Source organism: Biomaibacter acetigenes, from assembly GCF_003691585.1.
Taxonomy (GTDB): domain Bacteria; phylum Bacillota; class Thermosediminibacteria; order Thermosediminibacterales; family Tepidanaerobacteraceae; genus Biomaibacter; species Biomaibacter acetigenes.
In genome coordinates, this window is the sequence record NZ_CP033169.1 from 2,801,975 (window position 1) to 2,819,317 (window position 17,343).

Genomic DNA, 17,343 nt, shown 5'->3' on the forward strand with positions numbered 1-17,343 from the left:
GTCATTAAATAAAAGTACCTTTTAAAAATTCTATTTCAACCGTCCAATTTGAAGTTCCTCTAATAAGTTTTGCTGTAACTTTCGAAGAAACATGTGCACCTACTGGAAGAACATTATACCATGTATCATATTCTCCATCAGTTAAATAATACCAAGTTCCTATTGTTGGACTATTTTTTGTATATTTGTCCATCCATCCGCCAACGCTAATAAAAGTGTTAGGGTTAGGATCGCTATATCTTTTACCATAATTGTCAGCCAAAACTTCTAAACTTGATACTTTTACTTGTGAATCATCTATTTGTACAATTTTTCCGCCTGATTTAATTATATCATAGAAATCATAATCAAGAACGTCATCCCAATAATAATGATCATAATAAACTGTTATTGCAGATTTTACACTTATTGTTTTATCATATTTTTCCTCGTAATAATTTAAAGAGTTAGTTACAAATGCTGTAGCGACGAGGGAATCTTTATATAACCCGTTTTTATATCTCACAGTTTTGATTTTTTGCACAGTATATTTTACAGGTGATAACTGTAATTTTTCATTCTTATTCAGAATTTTAGCTGCAGTGATATTACTTGTAAACATTAGGTCTTCAGCATCTGTAATTCCCAAAGTTGCACGCTTTTCTAATTCATTTATATCAGTGATTTCATCAGCACTATAAATTATTTTTTCACCTGTAATATTACCTGTTGAAGCAAAAAACGTTAAAATTTAACACTAATGTTATAAAAACCAAAACTAATATTGAACTACTAAATTTTTTCATAATCAGAAACCTCCTTTATTTTTACTTTACAAAATTACTGTCCTGGCATATAATCATTATGGTTACTTTTCTTTTTGAAGAAAGGTTGTATAACACCTTTCTTCTTTTTAATTGGCCCTTTCAAGATTTTCGGGACCTCAGGGCGGTAAAACTACCCCATGCACATAGGTTTAACAGCAGTGACCGTACCAACAAGTGTGAATAAACATGCAGCACTTATTATCATTTTGCTTTTTAATCCCGTCATGGAGTTTTCGCCTCCTTTCTATTCTGATATTTGCGAGGGTTGTTAACCCTTACTACCCGTTTTTTGTTTTCAGTAAGTTTTCTTCAGTGCATCCGGGATATCCGGTTCGTATAGTATCCATATGCTGTGGGGGCTTACGGCTGTAAATGCGACTAAGGTTATCATTGATGCCAGATATGTAAGAAGGCTTTTTCTGATTTTTTTGAACATATTCTTCATCTCCTTTCCATTTATTCTACTGATTTCTTCTACATTTTTTTGTAATTTCCTGCCAAGTCGGAACAACTGGCGCCTTTTCCGGTATAACTGGCGGTTTTTTGGGTATGAAAGGCGAAGGGGTGATGGTATAATGAAAATAGAAAAGAGTGAGGACAAGTATTTATAAAGAAACGAGGAAGTAAATGCATAGAATAAAAATAAATTTGATATTCCTTATAAATTTGGTACTTGTTTTTCTAATATTGTTACTCAATTATTTAAAGGGTTCCATTATCTTAATAGTTGTAACTACAAAACAATGTCAATAAAAAGCCTATAATGCCTGGCATACTGAACGTAAAAATATTGGCCGACCAATGAAGCTTGGATCTTCTCTCATCAGCATTCTCTACTGCTGTTCTTCGATAAATGTTTTCACTCATAAAACCTGAAATAATGCCACTAATGATTAAACTTCCAAAGCCAACAAAACCAGACGCTTTCTTAAAAAGCCACTATCTTTTATAATAAGTGAAATGATACCGATAATACATTCTACAACTAATATGGGTTTTAATAGAAAGGATATGATCATCACTAATATGGCCAAGTCGGAGAGGGACCTTGAAAAAGACCCCGATGAAATTATCGATATAAAAACCGAACGGGAAGGTCTCGGAGAAAAAGAATATTACACCGATGCTTTACCGGACAGAGTCAGAGAAGGTATCCTTGTCATCCTGGAAACCCCGGAAAAGGAGGCTGCCAGGGTGATGGAGATAATGGAGCAAAGCGGCGCTGCACGGATAATAAAAGAGTAAAACAGCCTATAGATAGAACATTTGTAACACCCGGCACCATATGCGGCATAACCCGGGGATCCCGGCAACACTGGGGATGTATAATATTAGAGCAGAATCTCCAAAAATTTTACGGCCAGCGGATTCATCAGGCGGGGATGGGATATGAGCCTGTAAAGCCGCAGTTTGCAAGCAACCGACAGGATTCTATCCACCTGGTCCAGGTTCCTTTTTCTCCACGCCTCCGCCACCATGCTTTCAAATTTCAGCCTCTTTTGGAGCAGTTTTTTGAGTTCGCTCTCATATTTTGCAGGACCTTCCGCTAGGGCCCTTGCCGCCGTGATTCCGCTCAGCACCGCCATGTCTATTCCTCCTCCGTGCAGGGGTGAGGTGAGACCGGCGGCGTCTCCTACCAGTAGGATGTTGTCATAGACTAGCTTTTCCGGCATTCTGGTGGGGCATATTCCCCCAAGGATCTTTAAAATCCTGTGCCTTCCGTCGTCCAGCCTTTCCTTTTTAAAAACTTCATCCAGCATTTTTCTCAAATTCCGCGGTGATAACGGGTTGAAATCACCTATTCCCACGTTGGCGGTTTCTCTCCCCTGTTCATCCCTGCCCTTGGGAAATATCCAGTAGTAACCCCAGAAATCCGGCAAAAAACCAACCTTCATACTGTTATTAATGTGTGAAAAATCTCCTTCCACCAGGTACTGTACCGTTTTCCCGGAGTTTTGCTTATAGAAGTCGGAAAAACCCAGCGCTCTTGAAGTCACCGGGGGCGCCCCGCTGGCATCTATAATAAAATCGTATTTTGTTTTTAAATTTTCCAGGTCTTTGGGTGAAACCGGAGAATTTTCCATAATTTTGACACCCTTTTCAACGGCTCTCCTGGAAAGTTCTTTCTGCCAGGTGCTTCTATCTATCATCCACAGGTTAAGGGACCGGGTATCGAATTTATATGTAGAGCGGGCATCGATAATCAGCGTCTCCACTTTGAACCTCACACCGGCACAGGGCTTGCCCAAAAGCTTCAGCACATCGAAAAAGCCTTCGGCACACCGGATATTTTCACCGATTTTACCTTTTTCCATGAGGGTCACATCAAAACCTTTCCCTGCGGCCTCGGCGGCTGCAAAAAGGCCGCCGGGGCCGCCACCGATAACCAGAACTTTCGCCATTTTTTCACCTCTTGTATAAATCTTTTTAGCCAGCGCATCGATTCCTCACATTCCGATGTTCGTTGATATAATTACCTGGGTTTATGTAAAAAAATCATCAATATATTTCTGATGATATGAAATATCCCCATACCCGCTATTATAAGAATAGAGATAATCAATAAATCCAGGAACCACCCGAAGGTTATGTTCATAGAAGCCCCCTCCTGATGAAAAAATCATTTCAGCCATTTATCTATGCGCTGTCTTTGTGTTAACACGCCGCTGAAAAGATCGCCTTTTTGCCTCAATCTTTCGGACATATTTTTTATGTGGAACATGTCAGGGGTAACACCTTCCTCCAGTTCCTCCCACGTCACCGGGCATGACACCGGCGCTCCCTTTCTGGGCCGGGGGCTATAGGGAGCAATGATGGTCTTCCCTTTGATGTTCTGAAGATAATCAAGATATACCTTGCCTTCCCTTTTATCTACGCTTCGAACGGTAGTGGCCTTTTCGGGGAAGGTTTTTTCCAGTACCCGGCAAAAAAAGCCGGTAAAAATTCGCACATCCTCATAGGTGTAAACCGGTTCCAGCGGGATATATACCTGCAGTCCCGTGGCTCCCGAAGTCTTGGCAAAGCCTTTCAAACCTTGAAGGTCCAGAAGTTTTTTCAAAGCCAGGGCCAGCTCCCGGGCATCCTCAAAATCGGTATTTTCCATGGGGTCAAAGTCAAAAACTGCAAAATCCGGGCAGTCCGGTGCACCTTTTCGCGAAAGCCAGGGGTGAAGCTCGATGCTGGCCTGGTTTGCAGCCCACAGCAGGCTCTCCTTATCGTTTATCACCGCATACCTTATGATTTTATCTTCATCGGAAATGGTTTCAAAAGTCTCCAGCCATTCCGGTTCATATTCAGGGATATTCTTCTGGTAAAAAGCCTTTCCGTATATGCCGTCGGGATACCTGGTGAACACCATGGGCCGGTCTTTCAGGTGCGGCAGGATATAGGGGGAAACCTGCGCCAGATAGTTTATAAAATCCGCTTTTGTAATGCCGTCATCGGGCCACAGTACTTTGGAAAGATTGGTAAGCCTCAGTTTCCGCTTTTCCACATAGACCTGCGGCAAAATTATTCACCTGCCTAATATTATATTTAGCTCTATTTTTATAGTATCCTCTTTTTAGCGAAAAAATTTTTAGCGTTTGTTTACATTATACATTTTCATACATGGCATAATAGTACCCGGTGATATTATGATTGTCCTGCATTCACCTTTTTATCCCATGGAGCCTGAAACTTTCCCCCGGCCCTTTGACGATCCGGATTTCGGTTTCCAGATAAAATGGGATGGCACCAGAATCCTGGCCCATGTTAGCGGGGAAGTGAAACTGTTCAATAGAAAAAAGAAATCCAGGACCCTCCAATACCCCGAGATTGCAAGTAGCCTTTTTGATATTTTCAAAGGGCGAAGCCTTGTCCTGGATGGCGAAATAATCACACTGGTAAACGGAAAACCCTCTTTTCAGCAGCTCATGCGCCGGGACTGGGCCTCGGACCCTGCCACGGTAAAATCCCTGATGGAAAAAATCCCCGTGACTTATGTGGTCTTTGACATCCTTTACCTGGATGGAGATGAACTCGTTAACCTTACTTTTCAGGAAAGAGACAGATTGCTCAAGTCTTTAATCCCATCGATAGACCCCGTAGTGGTCACGGATACCTTTCCGGTTATAGGCACCACACTTTTTGATGTGGTAAAACAGAGAGGTCTGGAGGGTATAGTGGCCAAAAGACTGGACAGCCGTTATGAAATGGGTAAAAAGAGCAATAAATGGCTGAAAATAAAAAATAAGAGGCTGATTAACGCCAGAATAGGGGGCTATCTGGCTGAAGGCCGCGAGGTCCGCTCCCTCCTGCTGGGGATTTTTCAGGATGGGGATTTTATCTATATAGGAAGGGCCGGGAGCGGCCTTAAAGCCGCAGAAAGCCGGGCCCTTTACGATTTGCTTTCAAAATCCCGGGTGGCAGCATGTCCTTTTAATACCATGCCACCTCTGGCCGCCAGGGAAAAACCCTGCTGGGTCGAACCCCGGCTGGAAATTCAGGTGGAATATCTTGATTTCACCGATGAAGGCTACCTGAGGCATCCGGTGATTAAAGGTGTTGATTTTGATTCTGTATAGACATTCGCTTTCCGATAGCAGTAACAGCCCGATACCTAACCGCTTTCAAACCGCCTTTTTCTTGCGGCCCCTCTTGCCCTTGACTTCCTTTTTTTCCTGCTTTTCCTTTTCCGCCAGAGCAAGGCTGGCCTTCAGAGCTTCCATGAGGTCTACCACTTTTTCTTCCCTGGGCGCCGGAATCCGGATTTCCTCGCCCTCCACTTTGGCCCTTATGATGTCAAGTAGGGCTTTGCGATAGTCGTCGGTATACTTTTCAGGCTTGAACTCCGTGGAAAGGGAACTCACCAGCTGCACGGCCATTTTGACCTCGTTTTCGTGGAGTTTTACATCGGGAGAGACCGGTATTCCGCCGACATCCCGCACCTCTTCGGGATAATACATGGTCTCCATAATTATATAGTTTTCGCCGTAAGGGCGAAGGCATGCCAGGCTCTGCTTCGCCCTTATCACCACCTTTGCCACGGCTATCTTGCCTGCCTCTTCCATAGCCTTCCTCAAAAGGATATAGGCCTTCTGCCCCGTCTCCTCGGGTCCCAGAAAATATGAATGGTCAAAATATATGGGGTCTATGTCACGTAAATCCACAAAATCTACGATATCGATAGTGCGGGTGGTCTCATCGGGAATACTTTCCAGGTCTTTGTCCTCTATAATTACGAACTTTCCCTTTTCATATTCGTATCCCCGCGCTATCTCGTCTTCTTCCACCTTCCTGCCGCAGGTAGGGCATACTTTTTCGTATTTTATGGGCGTTCCGCACTCTCTGTGAAGCTGGCGGAAGCTTATATTCTTTTTTTCTGTGGCCGCATACATTTTGATGGGCACATTCACCAGACCGAAACTTATGGAACCGCGCCATAGAGCTCTCATGAAACCACCTCATACATTTCTTCAATATTTAATGTTTCATTTTTAATATTCCATTTAAAAGGCATATTAATTACATCCGGTCTCTGATAAATGGCAGTTTTTCCAGTAAATTAATATTATAAACTCCTAATTTGGTGAAAAAATAATACTACCTGCTGATGGTTAGCGAGGTACTTTATCTTAACCTGGTATCGATAGTTAGCCGTCAGCAGGCCTTATTTTTTATTGACAAAAAATCTCAACAATATATTATTAATATAGATAAAATAGTTGGAGAGGGAAAAATGGGAAATAAGATGGATTTAAAGCTCGGAATCATAGGGGGCGGGCAGCTGGGGAAAATGATGGCCCAGGAGGCCAGGAAGTTCGGATTTAAAGTCTTTGTGCTGGACCCAACGCCCGGGTCTCCGGCATCCCAGGTGGCCGACAGCCAGATCGTGGCGGATTTTTACAACGCTGAAAAAATAAAAGAACTGGTGGAAAAAAGCGATATTTCCACTTACGAAATCGAACATATCAACACCGATGTGTTAAAAGAGCTGGTATATGAAGGATATACCGTGCATCCATCACCGGAAGTTCTGGAAACTATAAAAGACAAATCAAGACAAAAGCAAATGCTCAACCAGAACCATATACCCACATCCAGGTGGAAAATGGTAGAAAAAGACCTGTATTCAGAGGTTATAGATTTTGGACTCCCGGCTGTACAGAAGGCATGCCACGGTGGTTATGACGGCAGGGGTGTTTTCGTAATCCATGAAAAACAGGATGTTTTAAATGCCCTGAAATGTGATTCTTTCCTGGAAGAACTGGTGGACATTGAAAAAGAGCTGGCGGTAATGGTAGCAAGAAGCGCAAAAGGTGAGATAAAATGCTATCCGGTGGTGGAGATGGCTTTTGATGAAAGGGCCAATATATGCGACACGGTTATAGCTCCGGCCAGGGTAAACCAGAGAATTCAGCAGGAGGCCTCCGATATAGCCGTAAGCTGCGTGGAGGCTCTGGATGGCGTGGGCATCTTCGGCATAGAGATGTTCCTCACAAGAGCCGGAAAAGTCCTGGTAAACGAAATTGCCCCCAGGCCTCATAACTCCGGCCATTATACCATAGAAGCCTGCGCGACTTCTCAATTTGAACAGCATATCAGGGCCATAGCAGGCTTTCCCCTGGGCTCCACCGAGCTGCTGGTCCCGGCGGTCATGGTCAATATCCTGGGGGAAGAGGGTTACGAAGGCAGGCCGAATTTTGCAGGCATCGAAGATGTGCTTGCCATTCCCGGCGCCAGCATCCACATATATGGTAAGAAAACTACAAAGCCCTTCAGAAAAATGGGGCATGTCACCATAGTGGATAAAAACATAGATACAGCCCTGGAAAAGGCGGAAATAGTAAAACATAAGCTAAAAGTGAAATCTTACTAGAAGTCAGAGGCCGAAGGTCAGATGTTAGCTTTAATTGTAACGACCACGGTTATAAAAAGGAGGATCATCATGGAATCAAAAAATGTGCTCGTCGGCATCATTATGGGCAGCGATTCGGACTTGCCCGTATTAAAGGACGCCGCTAAAATCCTGGAGGAATTTGGCATAGGTTTTGAAATCACCATAGTTTCAGCTCACAGGACACCCCAGAGAATGTTCGATTATGCCAAAAAGGCTGAAGAAAGAGGCCTTGAAGTGATTATCGCCGGTGCCGGAGGCGCCGCCCATCTTCCGGGCATGGTGGCCGCCATCACGAATCTTCCGGTCATCGGCGTGCCGGTTAAAACATCCGCTTTAAACGGATTAGATTCCCTTTTATCTATAGTGCAGATGCCGGGTGGAATCCCTGTTGCCACAGTGGCTATCAACAACGCTAAAAACGCCGGCATCCTGGCAGCCCACATCCTGGGAATAAAATATCCTGAAATAAGGAAAAAGATAGCGGATTATAAGCAAGCCATGAAGGCCGAAGTGGAGAAAAAGGCGGAGAAATTGGAATCTATGGGATATGAAGACTTTCTGAACAGTAGCAAGTAAGAGAATGGAATCCGAAATTCGCAAAATATGATTGGAGGAGATACCTTGAAATTACATAAGATGAAAGATGGAGTTTATATGATCCCAGCGGTGCACTGGGAAAGGAGGCTGTTCGATTCCCTTATACCGCTTCCCGACGGGACAAGCTATAACGCCTATCTTGTGGAAGGCAGCGAAAAGACCGCCCTCATAGACACCGTAGACCCCATGAAGGCCGAATTTTTAATGGAACAATTAAAGGATGTCAAAAGACTGGACTATATAGTGGCCAACCATGCGGAGCAGGACCACTCCGGATGTATTTCACTGGTGCTTGAAAAATATCCCGAGGCCAAAGTTTTCGCCACTCCCAAGGCAAAACCCATGCTTATGGACCTGCTGCTCATCCCGGAGGATAAAATCATCACCGTGGAGGACGGCGAAACCCTTTCCCTGGGCGATAAGACTCTGCGCTTTATCCACGCTCCCTGGGTCCACTGGCCGGAGACCATGTTCACATACCTTGAAGAAGATAAGATCCTCTTTACGTGTGACTTTCTTGGCTCCCATATGGCTACATCGGAAATGTATGCCACTGATGAATGCAAGGTGTATGAATCAGCCAAGCGGTATTACTCGGAAATCATGATGCCCTTCAGGACCTCCATCCAGAAAAATCTGGATAAACTAAAGGACCTCACCATCGACATCATAGCCCCCAGCCATGGCCCTGCATACAATAAACCCGAATTTATAATCAATGCCTATCACAGCTGGGTCTATGATGAGCCCGGAAACATAGCGGTCATTCCTTTTGTGAGCATGCACGGCAGTGTGAAAAAGATGGTAGAACATCTGGAAGGGGCACTTAAAGAAAGGGGAGTCATAGTAAAACCCTTTGACCTTACGGTCACCGATCTGGGTCAGCTGGCCATGGCCCTGGTGGACGCCGCCACCGTGGTGATAGGGACGCCCGCGGTTCTGGCCGGAGCCCATCCAGACGCAATATATGCCACGTATCTGGCCAACGCCCTGCGGCCCAAGGCAAAATTTATATCCATAATTGGTTCCTACAGTTGGGGAAGTAAAGCTATAGACCAGCTGTCGGGCTTGCTTGCAAACCTCAAAGCTGAAGTAATCCCCCCGGTATTTATAAAGGGCTTTCCTAAAGAAGCGGATTTCAAAGCGCTGGAAAATCTCGCCGAGACCATAGCGCAAAAACACAGGGAAAATAACTTGAAGTAGATAAAATCCCCGGTAAAATATGCCGGGGATTTTTAGTACCACAAAGTGGTATGATGATTATCTATAATTTATTCTTGAGTCGGAAACCACATAAATTTTAAAAATCTACTTTACATAGAACGAAAGGCGTGATATATTTAGTGCATGCAAGTAATCACTTGCATGCACTGCTTTTACCACCCTGAAAAAGCGTTTTTCATTTATCTGAAAGGCCACGAAGTGCATGGTGGTCTACACCGTTTATCACTATATAGGGAGGTTGGATAATTGGACGAGACAGAACGGCGGATCATCGAAGCCGCTATCAAAGTTTTTTCGGAAAAGGGTTTTGTGGGTGCCAGTACCCGGGAAATCGCAGATACGGCAGGAGTAAATGAAGTGACACTTTTCAGGAGGTTCGGCAGCAAGAAAAATATCCTTCATCATATCATCCACCAGGCCGTTGAGATTTACGGTTACCATGTGGTGGTAGAGCCGGTGGCAAAGATATTTGAAGAAAAGGACCTTACTATCCGCCAAAGGCTCATAAATTTACTCAAAAACCGCTACAAACTCATAATGAAGCACTTCCCCCTGCTAAAAATAATGTTGCAGGAATCCAGCCTGAATACTGAAATAAGAAATCTTTTTTTTGAAAAAGTAATCATGAAAGCCATTAAAGTGGCCGAAGTTTTCATGGCAGAAGGCATCCAGTCAGGGTATATCAGGGAGGATATAGACCCGATGACGGCCCTTCGTTCGCTGATGGGTATGCTGATGTTTCTAATAATACAGCAGAACTTTTTTATAAAATTAACCGAAAAAGAAGTGGAACAGGAAATACAAAAAATCGTCGATATTTTCCTTTATGGCATATCAAAGTGAGGTGAAATACTGTGAAAAGAGCATATATATTGCTTTTATCCATAATAACGGTGATATTTGCCGTTACAGGCTGCACGTATACCAATGAAAAGGAAAATTTAACTTTTTCAGGCACCGTGGAAGCCGATGAGGTAAATGTAAATTCGGAGATTCAGGGGAAAATAACCAGCATTTTTGCAAAAGAAGGAGACGCAGTCAAAAAAGGTGATTTACTGGTACAGCTCGACGACACATCCTTAAAACTTCAGGAAGCTTTGGCAAAAGCTGGGGTGGAAAAGGCCAGGGCCCAGCTTGACGATGTGCTGGCAGGAAGCCGGGATGAGTCCATAAAAGCTGCCGATGCGGGAGTAAAGCAGGCGCAAGCGATGCTTTCCGGGGCTGAAAAAAATGTGAAATATTATGAGGACCTTCTGGCTAAAAATGAAGAGCTTTTTAAAGATGGGGCAATCCCCGAGCAAAAAATAACGGATTTAAAAGAAGCGCTGGAAAGTGCCCGAAGCCAGTATGAAAAAGCAAAAGCCGGTCTGGATCAGGCCATAGCCCAAAGGGATCTATTGCTTAAAGGATCAACATCCAACAATATTAAAGCCGCAAGAGCTGCATATTCTCAGGCGGAAGCTTCGCTGGACATGGCCAGGGAAATGGTCGAAAAGTCCAGGATATTCTCACCACTGGACGGAACTGTACTTTATAGCAATTTTAAGCCCGGAGAAGTGGTCTTTCCCGGCTCTCCCATCATGACCATATTAGACTTAAAAAATCCCTGGATAAACATATATATCCCCGAAAAAGATTTAAAACTGGTAAAATTACATCAATCCTTAGATGTGAGATATGAAGATAAAGTTGTCAAAGGGGAGATTATTTTTATCTCCCCTCAAGGTGAATTTACCCCGAGGAACATCCAGGCAAAAGAAGAAAGGCAAAATGTGGTCTACAAGGTCAAGGTCAAATTACCGTATTCCGATATTTTAAAGCCCGGTATGGAAGTAGATGTAGTATTACCGGCAGGGGAAGTGAAATAATGGATTATGCAGTGGAATTAAACGGTATTACCAAAAAATACGGTCATCTTACGGCTGTAGACAATCTCAGTTTGAAAATACCTGCCGGCAGCATCTTCGGTTTCCTGGGGCCCAACGGTTCCGGAAAAACCACCACCATTAGGATGATGTGCGGCGTCCTGACACCCACTTCCGGCAGCGGGAAAGTCCTGGGATATGACATTTTGAAAAACTCTGAGCAAATAAAAAAGAATATAGGCTACATGTCCCAGAAGTTCAGCCTTTATGAGGACCTAACCGTGGAGGAAAACCTGGATTTTTACGGTGAGATTTACTCCATACCCTCAAAGGAGTTCAAAGAGCGCAAGGTTTCAGTTATAAGGATGGCGGGCCTTTCAGGGAGGGAAAATACTTTAGCCGGCAATCTTTCCGGCGGCTGGAAGCAAAGGCTGGCGCTGGGTTGTGCCCTCATCCATAAACCCAGTTTATTGTTCCTCGATGAACCAACGGCAGGGGTGGATCCGGTTTCCCGGCGGATATTCTGGAAGGTCATCAGGGAGATGACTAAAAAAAATATCACCGTAATAGTATCCACCCATTACATGGATGAAGCACAGACCTGTAACCTCATAGGCTTTATGTTCAAGGGCAAACTCCTGGATTTCGGAAATCCCGAAGAAATCGTCAGAAACAAAAAAGCCCGGAATCTGGAGGACGTTTTTATAAACTACGTGGAAGAAATGACCGGAGAAAAGATAGAAGACATTTTTAATCCTTTGAGTCTTGTATAGAACCATCACTTTATCTGAAAAAGGAATGATAGATGATGAGCTTTCGCAGGATATTGTCCATTATAAAAAAAGAGTTCATTCAGATAAAAAGGGATAGACCCAGCCTGGGCATCGCCATTATGATGCCTCTGATGATGATGTTTTTATTCGGATATGCGGTAAAAGTGGAGGTGGATCATGTCCCCACGGTTGTCTGGGATGAGAGCCAAACACTGCAGAGCAGGGAATTAATCCAGGCATTTAAAAACTCCGATTATTTTGATGTAGTCACATATGCCTCAAGTAGAGGCGAAATGCAGGACTTGATGGACAGAGGAGAAGTAAAGGCGGCATTACACATCCCGCCGAACTTTTCAAGAAATATTTTAAAAGGCGAACCTGTCGAAACCGAGATGTTGATAGACGGTTCGGACCCCACTGTTGCCAGGACGGTGTTTTCCAGCGGTGTAATAATAGCCGAGAATTTCTCCCGAAACATTTCTTTAAAAGCGATGCTGAAAAGGGGAAGCGGGACTATTACCTTGCCTGTAGAATTTAAACCCCGGGTAGAGTATAATCCATCTTTTAAGACAGAGATATTTACTATTCCCGGTCTGATAGGCCTTGTGATGCAAAATATCACGGTCATGCTTACGGCCTTTGCTCTTGTTCGGGAGCGGGAAAGGGGCACCATCGAACAGCTGATAGTAACCCCCATAAAGCCTGCAGAGCTGATTGTGGGAAAGCTCATCCCCTATATTTTCATAGCCCTCATAGATTTTACATTGTCCCTTTCTATCGGCATGTTCTGGTTCCATGTCCCGGTAAAAGGAAGCCTTGCACTTTTATTTATGTTAGCCCTTGATTTTATCATAGTGGCTCTTTCAATAGGCATCCTCATTTCCACAGTGGCCAGGACCCAACTTCAGGCCATGCAGATGACGGTATTGTTTATAATGCCCAGCATCATATTATCGGGGTTTATCTTCCCACTGGATGCCATGCCGTTGGCCGTCCGACTTATAAGTTGCGCCATACCTCTCACATATTTCCTTCGGATAATTCGGGGCATAGCAGTAAAAGGCGTGAGTTTCGACATCCTTTTTTCCGATGCCATGGCTCTGGCCTTCTTCGGCCTTGCCCTATTCGTGCTGGCTGTAGTAAGATTCAGAAAAAAACTGGAGTAGAAAAAATTTTACTTTCTGTGATATAATGTCTTACATGATACTTTAGTAAAGAGAGGTTTTTGCATGAGACTCGTCTTTTTTGTGGATTTCGACGGCACCATCACCAAAGAGGACACCTGCGATGCCATGGTGAAAGCCTTTGCAAAAGGAGACTGGGAGAGTCTTGATAAAAGGTGGCAGCAGGGCGAGCTTTCCACCGAGGAATGCGCCCGGGAGACTTTTAAAATGTTTGATGCAGATGAAAATTATCTAAAAAGATTTTTGCAGGAAAACATGGAAATAGACAATCATTTTATATCCTTTGTAAACCTGTGCCGGGAAAAAGGCTACGGCCTTTACATATTGAGCGACGGATATGATTTTAATATAAAGGTGGTACTGGAAAAGTACGGCTTGACCGATATACCGTTTTACGCCAATGAACTTGTCATCGATGGTCGAAATTTTGATATCCGCTGCCCTTACGGTTCAAAATCCTGCTCACGGTGCGGAGTGTGCAAGACCGAAATCATGCAAAAGCTCAAGCCCGAAGGCAGCCTTGCTGTCTACATCGGCGACGGTTTTTCGGACATCTGCCCGGCACAATCCGCCGATAAAGTCTTTGCCAAAAGAAAACTCCTGGAGTATTGCAAGAAAAATAAGCTCCCCGCCATGGAATTTAATGATTTTTCCGATATTATAAACTGGATCGATTCAAAAGCTGAAATTTTAGCAGAATAAAAGTAAGCAAAAAAAAGGGTTCGCGCTTCAAAAGCCGAACCCTTTTTTGATTTTGATATAGATGTCACCCGATCTGCAACCAGTTCCGGAAAGTTCACACTTAGCAACACAGAACCCATGTTGTCAAGTACTTATTTACCTGATTATTTACCTGTTATTTACCTGGCGGCATCCCGGTGCTAGGCTACGTCGCTTCCCAATGTCTTCCACTTGTTGCACCGGTCGCCCCAGCGTGCTATGGTTCTGCCCTCCATCTTTATGTTCACCACCTCGCAGTGGTTGGGGCAGCCCTGGCACTCGAAGCTGTCGGCAGTGAACTTTATGTCCGAAATGCCGAAACCCTTGAAAGCGGTCTTTTCCACCCCTGCATCCCGGGCAAGGATCGCCGCCCCTATGGCTCCCATTACGTTATGGTACTTGGGAACATAAATTTCCTTTCCCAGGGCTTCTTCAAAGGCCGCTTTCATGCCACTGTTTGCCGCAACGCCTCCCTGAAAGACCACCCTTGACCGTATATCCTTGCCTTTTCCCACATTGTTGAGGTAGTTTCTGACAAGGGCCTGGCAAAGTCCCCTTATAATATCTTCGGTCTTGTACCCCAGCTGTTGTTTATGAATCATATCAGACTCAGCAAATACGGCGCAGCGCCCCGCGATGCGCACAGGGTTTTTTGACTTTAATGCATAGTTCCCGAACTCCTCGATGGGGATGCCCAGCCTGTTGGCCTGCTGGTCCAGAAAAGATCCGGTACCGGCGGCGCATACGGTATTCATGGCAAAATCGGTAACCACCCCATCCCTTAAAATAATTATCTTGGAGTCCTGGCCTCCTATTTCCAGCACCGTCTGCACATCCGGGACTTCCTTCTGGGCAGCCACCGCATGGGCGGTGATTTCATTTTTTACCACATCTGCTCCCACTATGACTGCGGCCAGCTGCCTGCCGCTGCCGGTGGTACCCACGCCTTTTATATCCCATTTTTTCCTGTTCCTAAAAGCAAGCATCTTCATGCCTTCCTGCACAGCCTTTATGGGCTGGCCCTGGGTCCTTATGTATATGGCTTCTTCTACAATCCCTTCTTCGTCTATTATAACCAGGTTTGTGCTGACAGAACCCACATCAATACCAAGATAATATGCCATCTAAGACATCTCCTTTACAAGCTGCGGTTTTATCGTCGTAGTTTTTAGCTTTTTCCTCTTTGCCGCAAGCATATCAACAAAAGCCTCCAGGCGCGTCTTCACGCCTTCTTTTCCAGTCTGCTCATCCAGGGTTATGGCGAGAAAACCCATACCCCTTTCCTCGCACACTCGAGGCAGTATGCTCTTTGCCACAATCTCGGGAATGCAGGTAAAAGGAGACAATTGAATCAAGCCGTCAAAACCCCTTTTCGCAAAATGTACGGCATTTCCCACCGACTCCCGGCCGTGACCTCCGCACATTTCTTTAAAATACGGAGAGGCGAGCTTTTTGATATCCCTCTCTCCTGCCATGTGGAATAAATCCATAACGGCATTGGAGACGGTGTATCCCGCCAGGAACATAGAGCGTTCCACATATACCCCCAGGTCACCCAGGGTTTCCTCTATCTCCAGGTTTGCCGAAGGCTCCAGCAGCACATATATTTCTCCCACAATGCCTATCTTTACCGGATCAAAATCTTTTTTCTCGATGCATTCATAAAGCAGCTCTATTTCCCTTTCTATTTCCGTCAGCTCTTTTATGCTTTGTGCACCTGACACCAGGTCTACGCACTTCTTATAGGTCCTGGTAGTTTCCCCTTTTTTTACTTCCAGAGGCCGCACTTTGTGGGATAATCTCTCGGCTTTATCCAGTAATGTGAGCTGCTTCCAAACAAACCTGCCGATATTTATATAGTCTTTGAAAGAGAGCCGGGTATTTATGAGTTTTTTGATGCTGGTTATCAGGTCTTTTAGGTGCCGTCCCGGCGGCTCCAGGGTGATCATCTCGAAATTATAGCCCAGATCCTTCAATATCTTTTCCTGGAGGGTGGTGTAAAGGCCGGCCCGGCACGGACCCACCCCTCCGGTGGATACCAGGGTATCGGCCCCTGCCTCCAACACCTGGACATAGGTGCCCAGCACGATTTTAAAGGGGTAACAGGCAAACTCCGGGGCGAATTTACAGCCCAAACTTATGGTTTCCGCATTAGGTCTGGGCGGCAATACCACTTCATTGCCAAGGGCTGTAAGCAGTTTATTAAAGGGTATGTAAGATGTTCCCATATATGGAAATGAAACTTTCCTCATGCCAGTGCCGCCTCTTTCTTTGCCCTCTTTATCTTGAGCATATCCACAAAGGCTTCCAGGCGGGTATTGAGCCCTTCCTGGCCGGTCTGCTCATCGAGTGTAATGGTGAGATATGGCATATTCCTGCTTCTTGCTTCCAGTTCCATGAGCTTATCCACAATGAAATCCGGACCGCATCCAAAAGCGGTTATATGTATGATGCCGTCCACACACCTTTTTTCAAAGAAATGATAGGCGGTCCTCACCACATTGTTGCTGAAAGTCCAGAACAATGTTTTCTTGAGTTTCCTGGCCTGTTTCAGCTTGTCTTTTTCCGGCACCATTTCGGGTGTCACCACATAGGCCCCCATGTTTATGAGCTTTTTGATGAGGTCAAGGCTCAAATAGGGGTCATAGAGCATATAGGGATATCCCACTACTCCGAGCCTTATGGGCAAGTTTTTGCGCTGGGCCACTATCCCCAGAGGTGGAATGCCGCCCTGCAGGAACTGGTGGGTATAATTTTTAAAACTGTATAAGGCCTTAAAGTATGCGTTATAGGCCGTAAAAAATCCTTTTCTAAACCTCCGGGCCGCGCTCATACACAGCATGAAAAGCCTCAGGCGCTTTTTCTTGAGGTCTATTCTAACTTCCAGCAGATTTTTAAAATCCGTCACAGAACATGCCAGCATATCGGGCAGCCCCAGGAATTTCGGACAAAATGTGGCCTCATTATTTACGCTGACAAGCCGGGGAACAAACACATAGTCCACGCGGTCCTTGATATTTTTTACATGCCCGTGAAATAGCTTGACAGGAACACATGCATCGGTTATGGCATCCTCCACGCCTTTATCCATGATCTCCTTGGTGGTCTCATCGGAAACCACCACATCAAGACCCAACCTTTCAAAAAAAGTCTTGATAAAAGGATAATAGGCATAGTAAGCCAGGGCTCTTGGAATGCCGATTTTCATTTATGGTCTCTCCTTATCAATGCAATAATGCATAATATATTTCCACGAAGACACAAAAATTCCTGCTTTTTTTAATTTGTTCATAA

At 44.7% G+C, this 17,343-nt stretch carries 19 protein-coding genes and 1 pseudogene; 10 read left to right on the forward strand and 10 right to left on the reverse strand.

Translation table 11 applies throughout. The features are described 5' to 3' along the window. Positions 1–4: 4 nt before the first annotated feature. The 3 genes and pseudogenes from D2962_RS14300 to D2962_RS19935 all read right to left on the reverse strand — a co-directional run. Positions 5–628: a hypothetical protein gene (locus D2962_RS14300; protein ID WP_122015377.1), complete on the reverse strand. Its 624-nt coding sequence runs from the start codon at positions 626–628 to the stop codon at positions 5–7. A 473-nt stretch (positions 629–1,101) separates the two neighbouring features. Next, complete coding sequence (locus D2962_RS14305; protein WP_122015378.1) at positions 1,102–1,242, reverse strand: cyclic lactone autoinducer peptide; 141 nt, start codon at positions 1,240–1,242, stop codon at positions 1,102–1,104. A gap of 284 nt (positions 1,243–1,526) precedes the next feature. Beyond that, positions 1,527–1,721 (reverse strand): annotated as a pseudogene (locus D2962_RS19935) (DUF5316 family protein); the annotation flags it as partial. A gap of 96 nt (positions 1,722–1,817) precedes the next feature. On the opposite strand from D2962_RS19935, the gene D2962_RS14310 reads away from it, so the two are divergent. Beyond that, positions 1,818–2,051, forward strand: coding sequence for a hypothetical protein (locus D2962_RS14310; RefSeq protein ID WP_245984730.1), 234 nt, complete (start codon positions 1,818–1,820; stop codon positions 2,049–2,051). Between the two features lie 86 nt (positions 2,052–2,137). Here D2962_RS14310 and D2962_RS14315 read toward each other — a convergent pair whose 3' ends face one another. The 3 genes from D2962_RS14315 to ligD form a co-directional block, all read right to left on the reverse strand. Then, entirely contained in the window at positions 2,138–3,208 is a 1,071-nt protein-coding gene (locus tag D2962_RS14315; RefSeq protein ID WP_122015380.1) for an NAD(P)/FAD-dependent oxidoreductase, read from the reverse strand. 71 nt (positions 3,209–3,279) lie between these two features. Continuing rightward, positions 3,280–3,402: a hypothetical protein gene (locus tag D2962_RS19355; protein WP_281273684.1), complete on the reverse strand. Its 123-nt coding sequence runs from the start codon at positions 3,400–3,402 to the stop codon at positions 3,280–3,282. A 24-nt stretch (positions 3,403–3,426) separates the two neighbouring features. Continuing rightward, entirely contained in the window at positions 3,427–4,314 is an 888-nt protein-coding gene (gene ligD, locus D2962_RS14320; protein WP_122015381.1) for a non-homologous end-joining DNA ligase, read from the reverse strand. Between the two features lie 127 nt (positions 4,315–4,441). Here ligD and D2962_RS14325 point away from each other — a divergent pair, with 127 nt between their 5' ends. Next, the gene (locus D2962_RS14325; protein ID WP_120766681.1) at positions 4,442–5,371 is read left to right on the forward strand and encodes an ATP-dependent DNA ligase; all 930 of its coding nucleotides are present in this window, start codon (positions 4,442–4,444) and stop codon (positions 5,369–5,371) included. Between the two features lie 45 nt (positions 5,372–5,416). Here the strand turns inward: D2962_RS14325 and ku are convergent, their stop codons facing one another. Then, a complete protein-coding gene (gene ku / locus D2962_RS14330) occupies positions 5,417–6,241 on the reverse strand; it encodes a non-homologous end joining protein Ku (protein WP_122015382.1) in 825 nt (274 codons plus the stop codon). Positions 6,242–6,525: 284 nt separating this feature from the next. Between ku and purK the strand changes: the two genes are divergently transcribed. From purK to D2962_RS14370, 8 genes are all read left to right on the forward strand, one after another. Next, complete coding sequence (gene purK, locus D2962_RS14335) at positions 6,526–7,665, forward strand: 5-(carboxyamino)imidazole ribonucleotide synthase (protein WP_122015383.1); 1,140 nt, start codon at positions 6,526–6,528, stop codon at positions 7,663–7,665. A gap of 69 nt (positions 7,666–7,734) precedes the next feature. Continuing rightward, the gene (gene purE, locus D2962_RS14340; protein ID WP_122015384.1) at positions 7,735–8,262 is read left to right on the forward strand and encodes a 5-(carboxyamino)imidazole ribonucleotide mutase; all 528 of its coding nucleotides are present in this window, start codon (positions 7,735–7,737) and stop codon (positions 8,260–8,262) included. Between the two features lie 60 nt (positions 8,263–8,322). Further along, complete coding sequence (locus tag D2962_RS14345) at positions 8,323–9,486, forward strand: FprA family A-type flavoprotein (protein ID WP_425456627.1); 1,164 nt, start codon at positions 8,323–8,325, stop codon at positions 9,484–9,486. A 267-nt stretch (positions 9,487–9,753) separates the two neighbouring features. Then, positions 9,754–10,350: a TetR/AcrR family transcriptional regulator gene (locus D2962_RS14350; RefSeq protein ID WP_120766685.1), complete on the forward strand. Its 597-nt coding sequence runs from the start codon at positions 9,754–9,756 to the stop codon at positions 10,348–10,350. A gap of 11 nt (positions 10,351–10,361) precedes the next feature. Continuing rightward, positions 10,362–11,375 (forward strand): HlyD family secretion protein, encoded by a 1,014-nt coding sequence (locus D2962_RS14355; protein ID WP_122015386.1) that lies wholly within the window; start codon positions 10,362–10,364, stop codon positions 11,373–11,375. Continuing rightward, on the forward strand, positions 11,375–12,145 hold the full coding sequence (locus D2962_RS14360; protein WP_122015387.1) for an ABC transporter ATP-binding protein: 771 nt from the start codon (positions 11,375–11,377) through the stop codon (positions 12,143–12,145). The genes D2962_RS14355 and D2962_RS14360 overlap by 1 nt, the downstream gene beginning before the upstream one ends. Before the next feature lie 32 nt (positions 12,146–12,177). Next, complete coding sequence (locus tag D2962_RS14365) at positions 12,178–13,311, forward strand: ABC transporter permease (RefSeq protein WP_222927558.1); 1,134 nt, start codon at positions 12,178–12,180, stop codon at positions 13,309–13,311. Positions 13,312–13,374: 63 nt separating this feature from the next. After that, the gene (locus tag D2962_RS14370) at positions 13,375–14,031 is read left to right on the forward strand and encodes an MtnX-like HAD-IB family phosphatase (protein WP_122015388.1); all 657 of its coding nucleotides are present in this window, start codon (positions 13,375–13,377) and stop codon (positions 14,029–14,031) included. Positions 14,032–14,210: 179 nt separating this feature from the next. On the opposite strand, the gene D2962_RS14375 is transcribed toward D2962_RS14370, so the two are convergent. Genes D2962_RS14375 through D2962_RS14385 form a run of 3 tightly spaced genes read right to left on the reverse strand, consistent with a single transcriptional unit; the run spans position 14,211 to position 17,257 of the window. Next, positions 14,211–15,173 (reverse strand): acyl-CoA dehydratase activase, encoded by a 963-nt coding sequence (locus D2962_RS14375; protein WP_122015389.1) that lies wholly within the window; start codon positions 15,171–15,173, stop codon positions 14,211–14,213. After that, positions 15,174–16,301: an acyl-CoA dehydratase activase-related protein gene (locus tag D2962_RS14380; RefSeq protein ID WP_122015390.1), complete on the reverse strand. Its 1,128-nt coding sequence runs from the start codon at positions 16,299–16,301 to the stop codon at positions 15,174–15,176. It lies immediately after the preceding gene. After that, positions 16,298–17,257 (reverse strand): acyl-CoA dehydratase activase-related protein, encoded by a 960-nt coding sequence (locus D2962_RS14385; RefSeq protein ID WP_122015391.1) that lies wholly within the window; start codon positions 17,255–17,257, stop codon positions 16,298–16,300. The genes D2962_RS14380 and D2962_RS14385 overlap by 4 nt, the downstream gene beginning before the upstream one ends. Positions 17,258–17,343 lie beyond the last annotated feature (86 nt).

Bases quoted from the DNA above. Each gene is read 5' to 3' on its own strand.
- D2962_RS14305 (WP_122015378.1), bottom strand. From the start codon at position 1,242: ATGTTCAAAAAAATCAGAAAAAGCCTTCTTACATATCTGGCATCAATG.
- D2962_RS14325 (WP_120766681.1), top strand. From the start codon at position 4,442: ATGATTGTCCTGCATTCACCTTTTTATCCCATGGAGCCTGAAACTTTC.
- purK (WP_122015383.1), top strand. From the start codon at position 6,526: ATGGGAAATAAGATGGATTTAAAGCTCGGAATCATAGGGGGCGGGCAG.
- D2962_RS14385 (WP_122015391.1), bottom strand. From the start codon at position 17,257: ATGAAAATCGGCATTCCAAGAGCCCTGGCTTACTATGCCTATTATCCT.
- D2962_RS14345 (WP_425456627.1), top strand. From the start codon at position 8,323: ATGAAAGATGGAGTTTATATGATCCCAGCGGTGCACTGGGAAAGGAGG.
- D2962_RS14370 (WP_122015388.1), top strand. From the start codon at position 13,375: ATGAGACTCGTCTTTTTTGTGGATTTCGACGGCACCATCACCAAAGAG.
- ku (WP_122015382.1), bottom strand. From the start codon at position 6,241: ATGAGAGCTCTATGGCGCGGTTCCATAAGTTTCGGTCTGGTGAATGTG.
- D2962_RS14360 (WP_122015387.1), top strand. From the start codon at position 11,375: ATGGATTATGCAGTGGAATTAAACGGTATTACCAAAAAATACGGTCAT.
- D2962_RS14315 (WP_122015380.1), bottom strand. From the start codon at position 3,208: ATGGCGAAAGTTCTGGTTATCGGTGGCGGCCCCGGCGGCCTTTTTGCA.
- D2962_RS14310 (WP_245984730.1), top strand. From the start codon at position 1,818: ATGATCATCACTAATATGGCCAAGTCGGAGAGGGACCTTGAAAAAGAC.
- D2962_RS19355 (WP_281273684.1), bottom strand. From the start codon at position 3,402: ATGAACATAACCTTCGGGTGGTTCCTGGATTTATTGATTATCTCTATT.
- D2962_RS14375 (WP_122015389.1), bottom strand. From the start codon at position 15,173: ATGGCATATTATCTTGGTATTGATGTGGGTTCTGTCAGCACAAACCTG.
- purE (WP_122015384.1), top strand. From the start codon at position 7,735: ATGGAATCAAAAAATGTGCTCGTCGGCATCATTATGGGCAGCGATTCG.
- D2962_RS14365 (WP_222927558.1), top strand. From the start codon at position 12,178: ATGATGAGCTTTCGCAGGATATTGTCCATTATAAAAAAAGAGTTCATT.
- D2962_RS14380 (WP_122015390.1), bottom strand. From the start codon at position 16,301: ATGAGGAAAGTTTCATTTCCATATATGGGAACATCTTACATACCCTTT.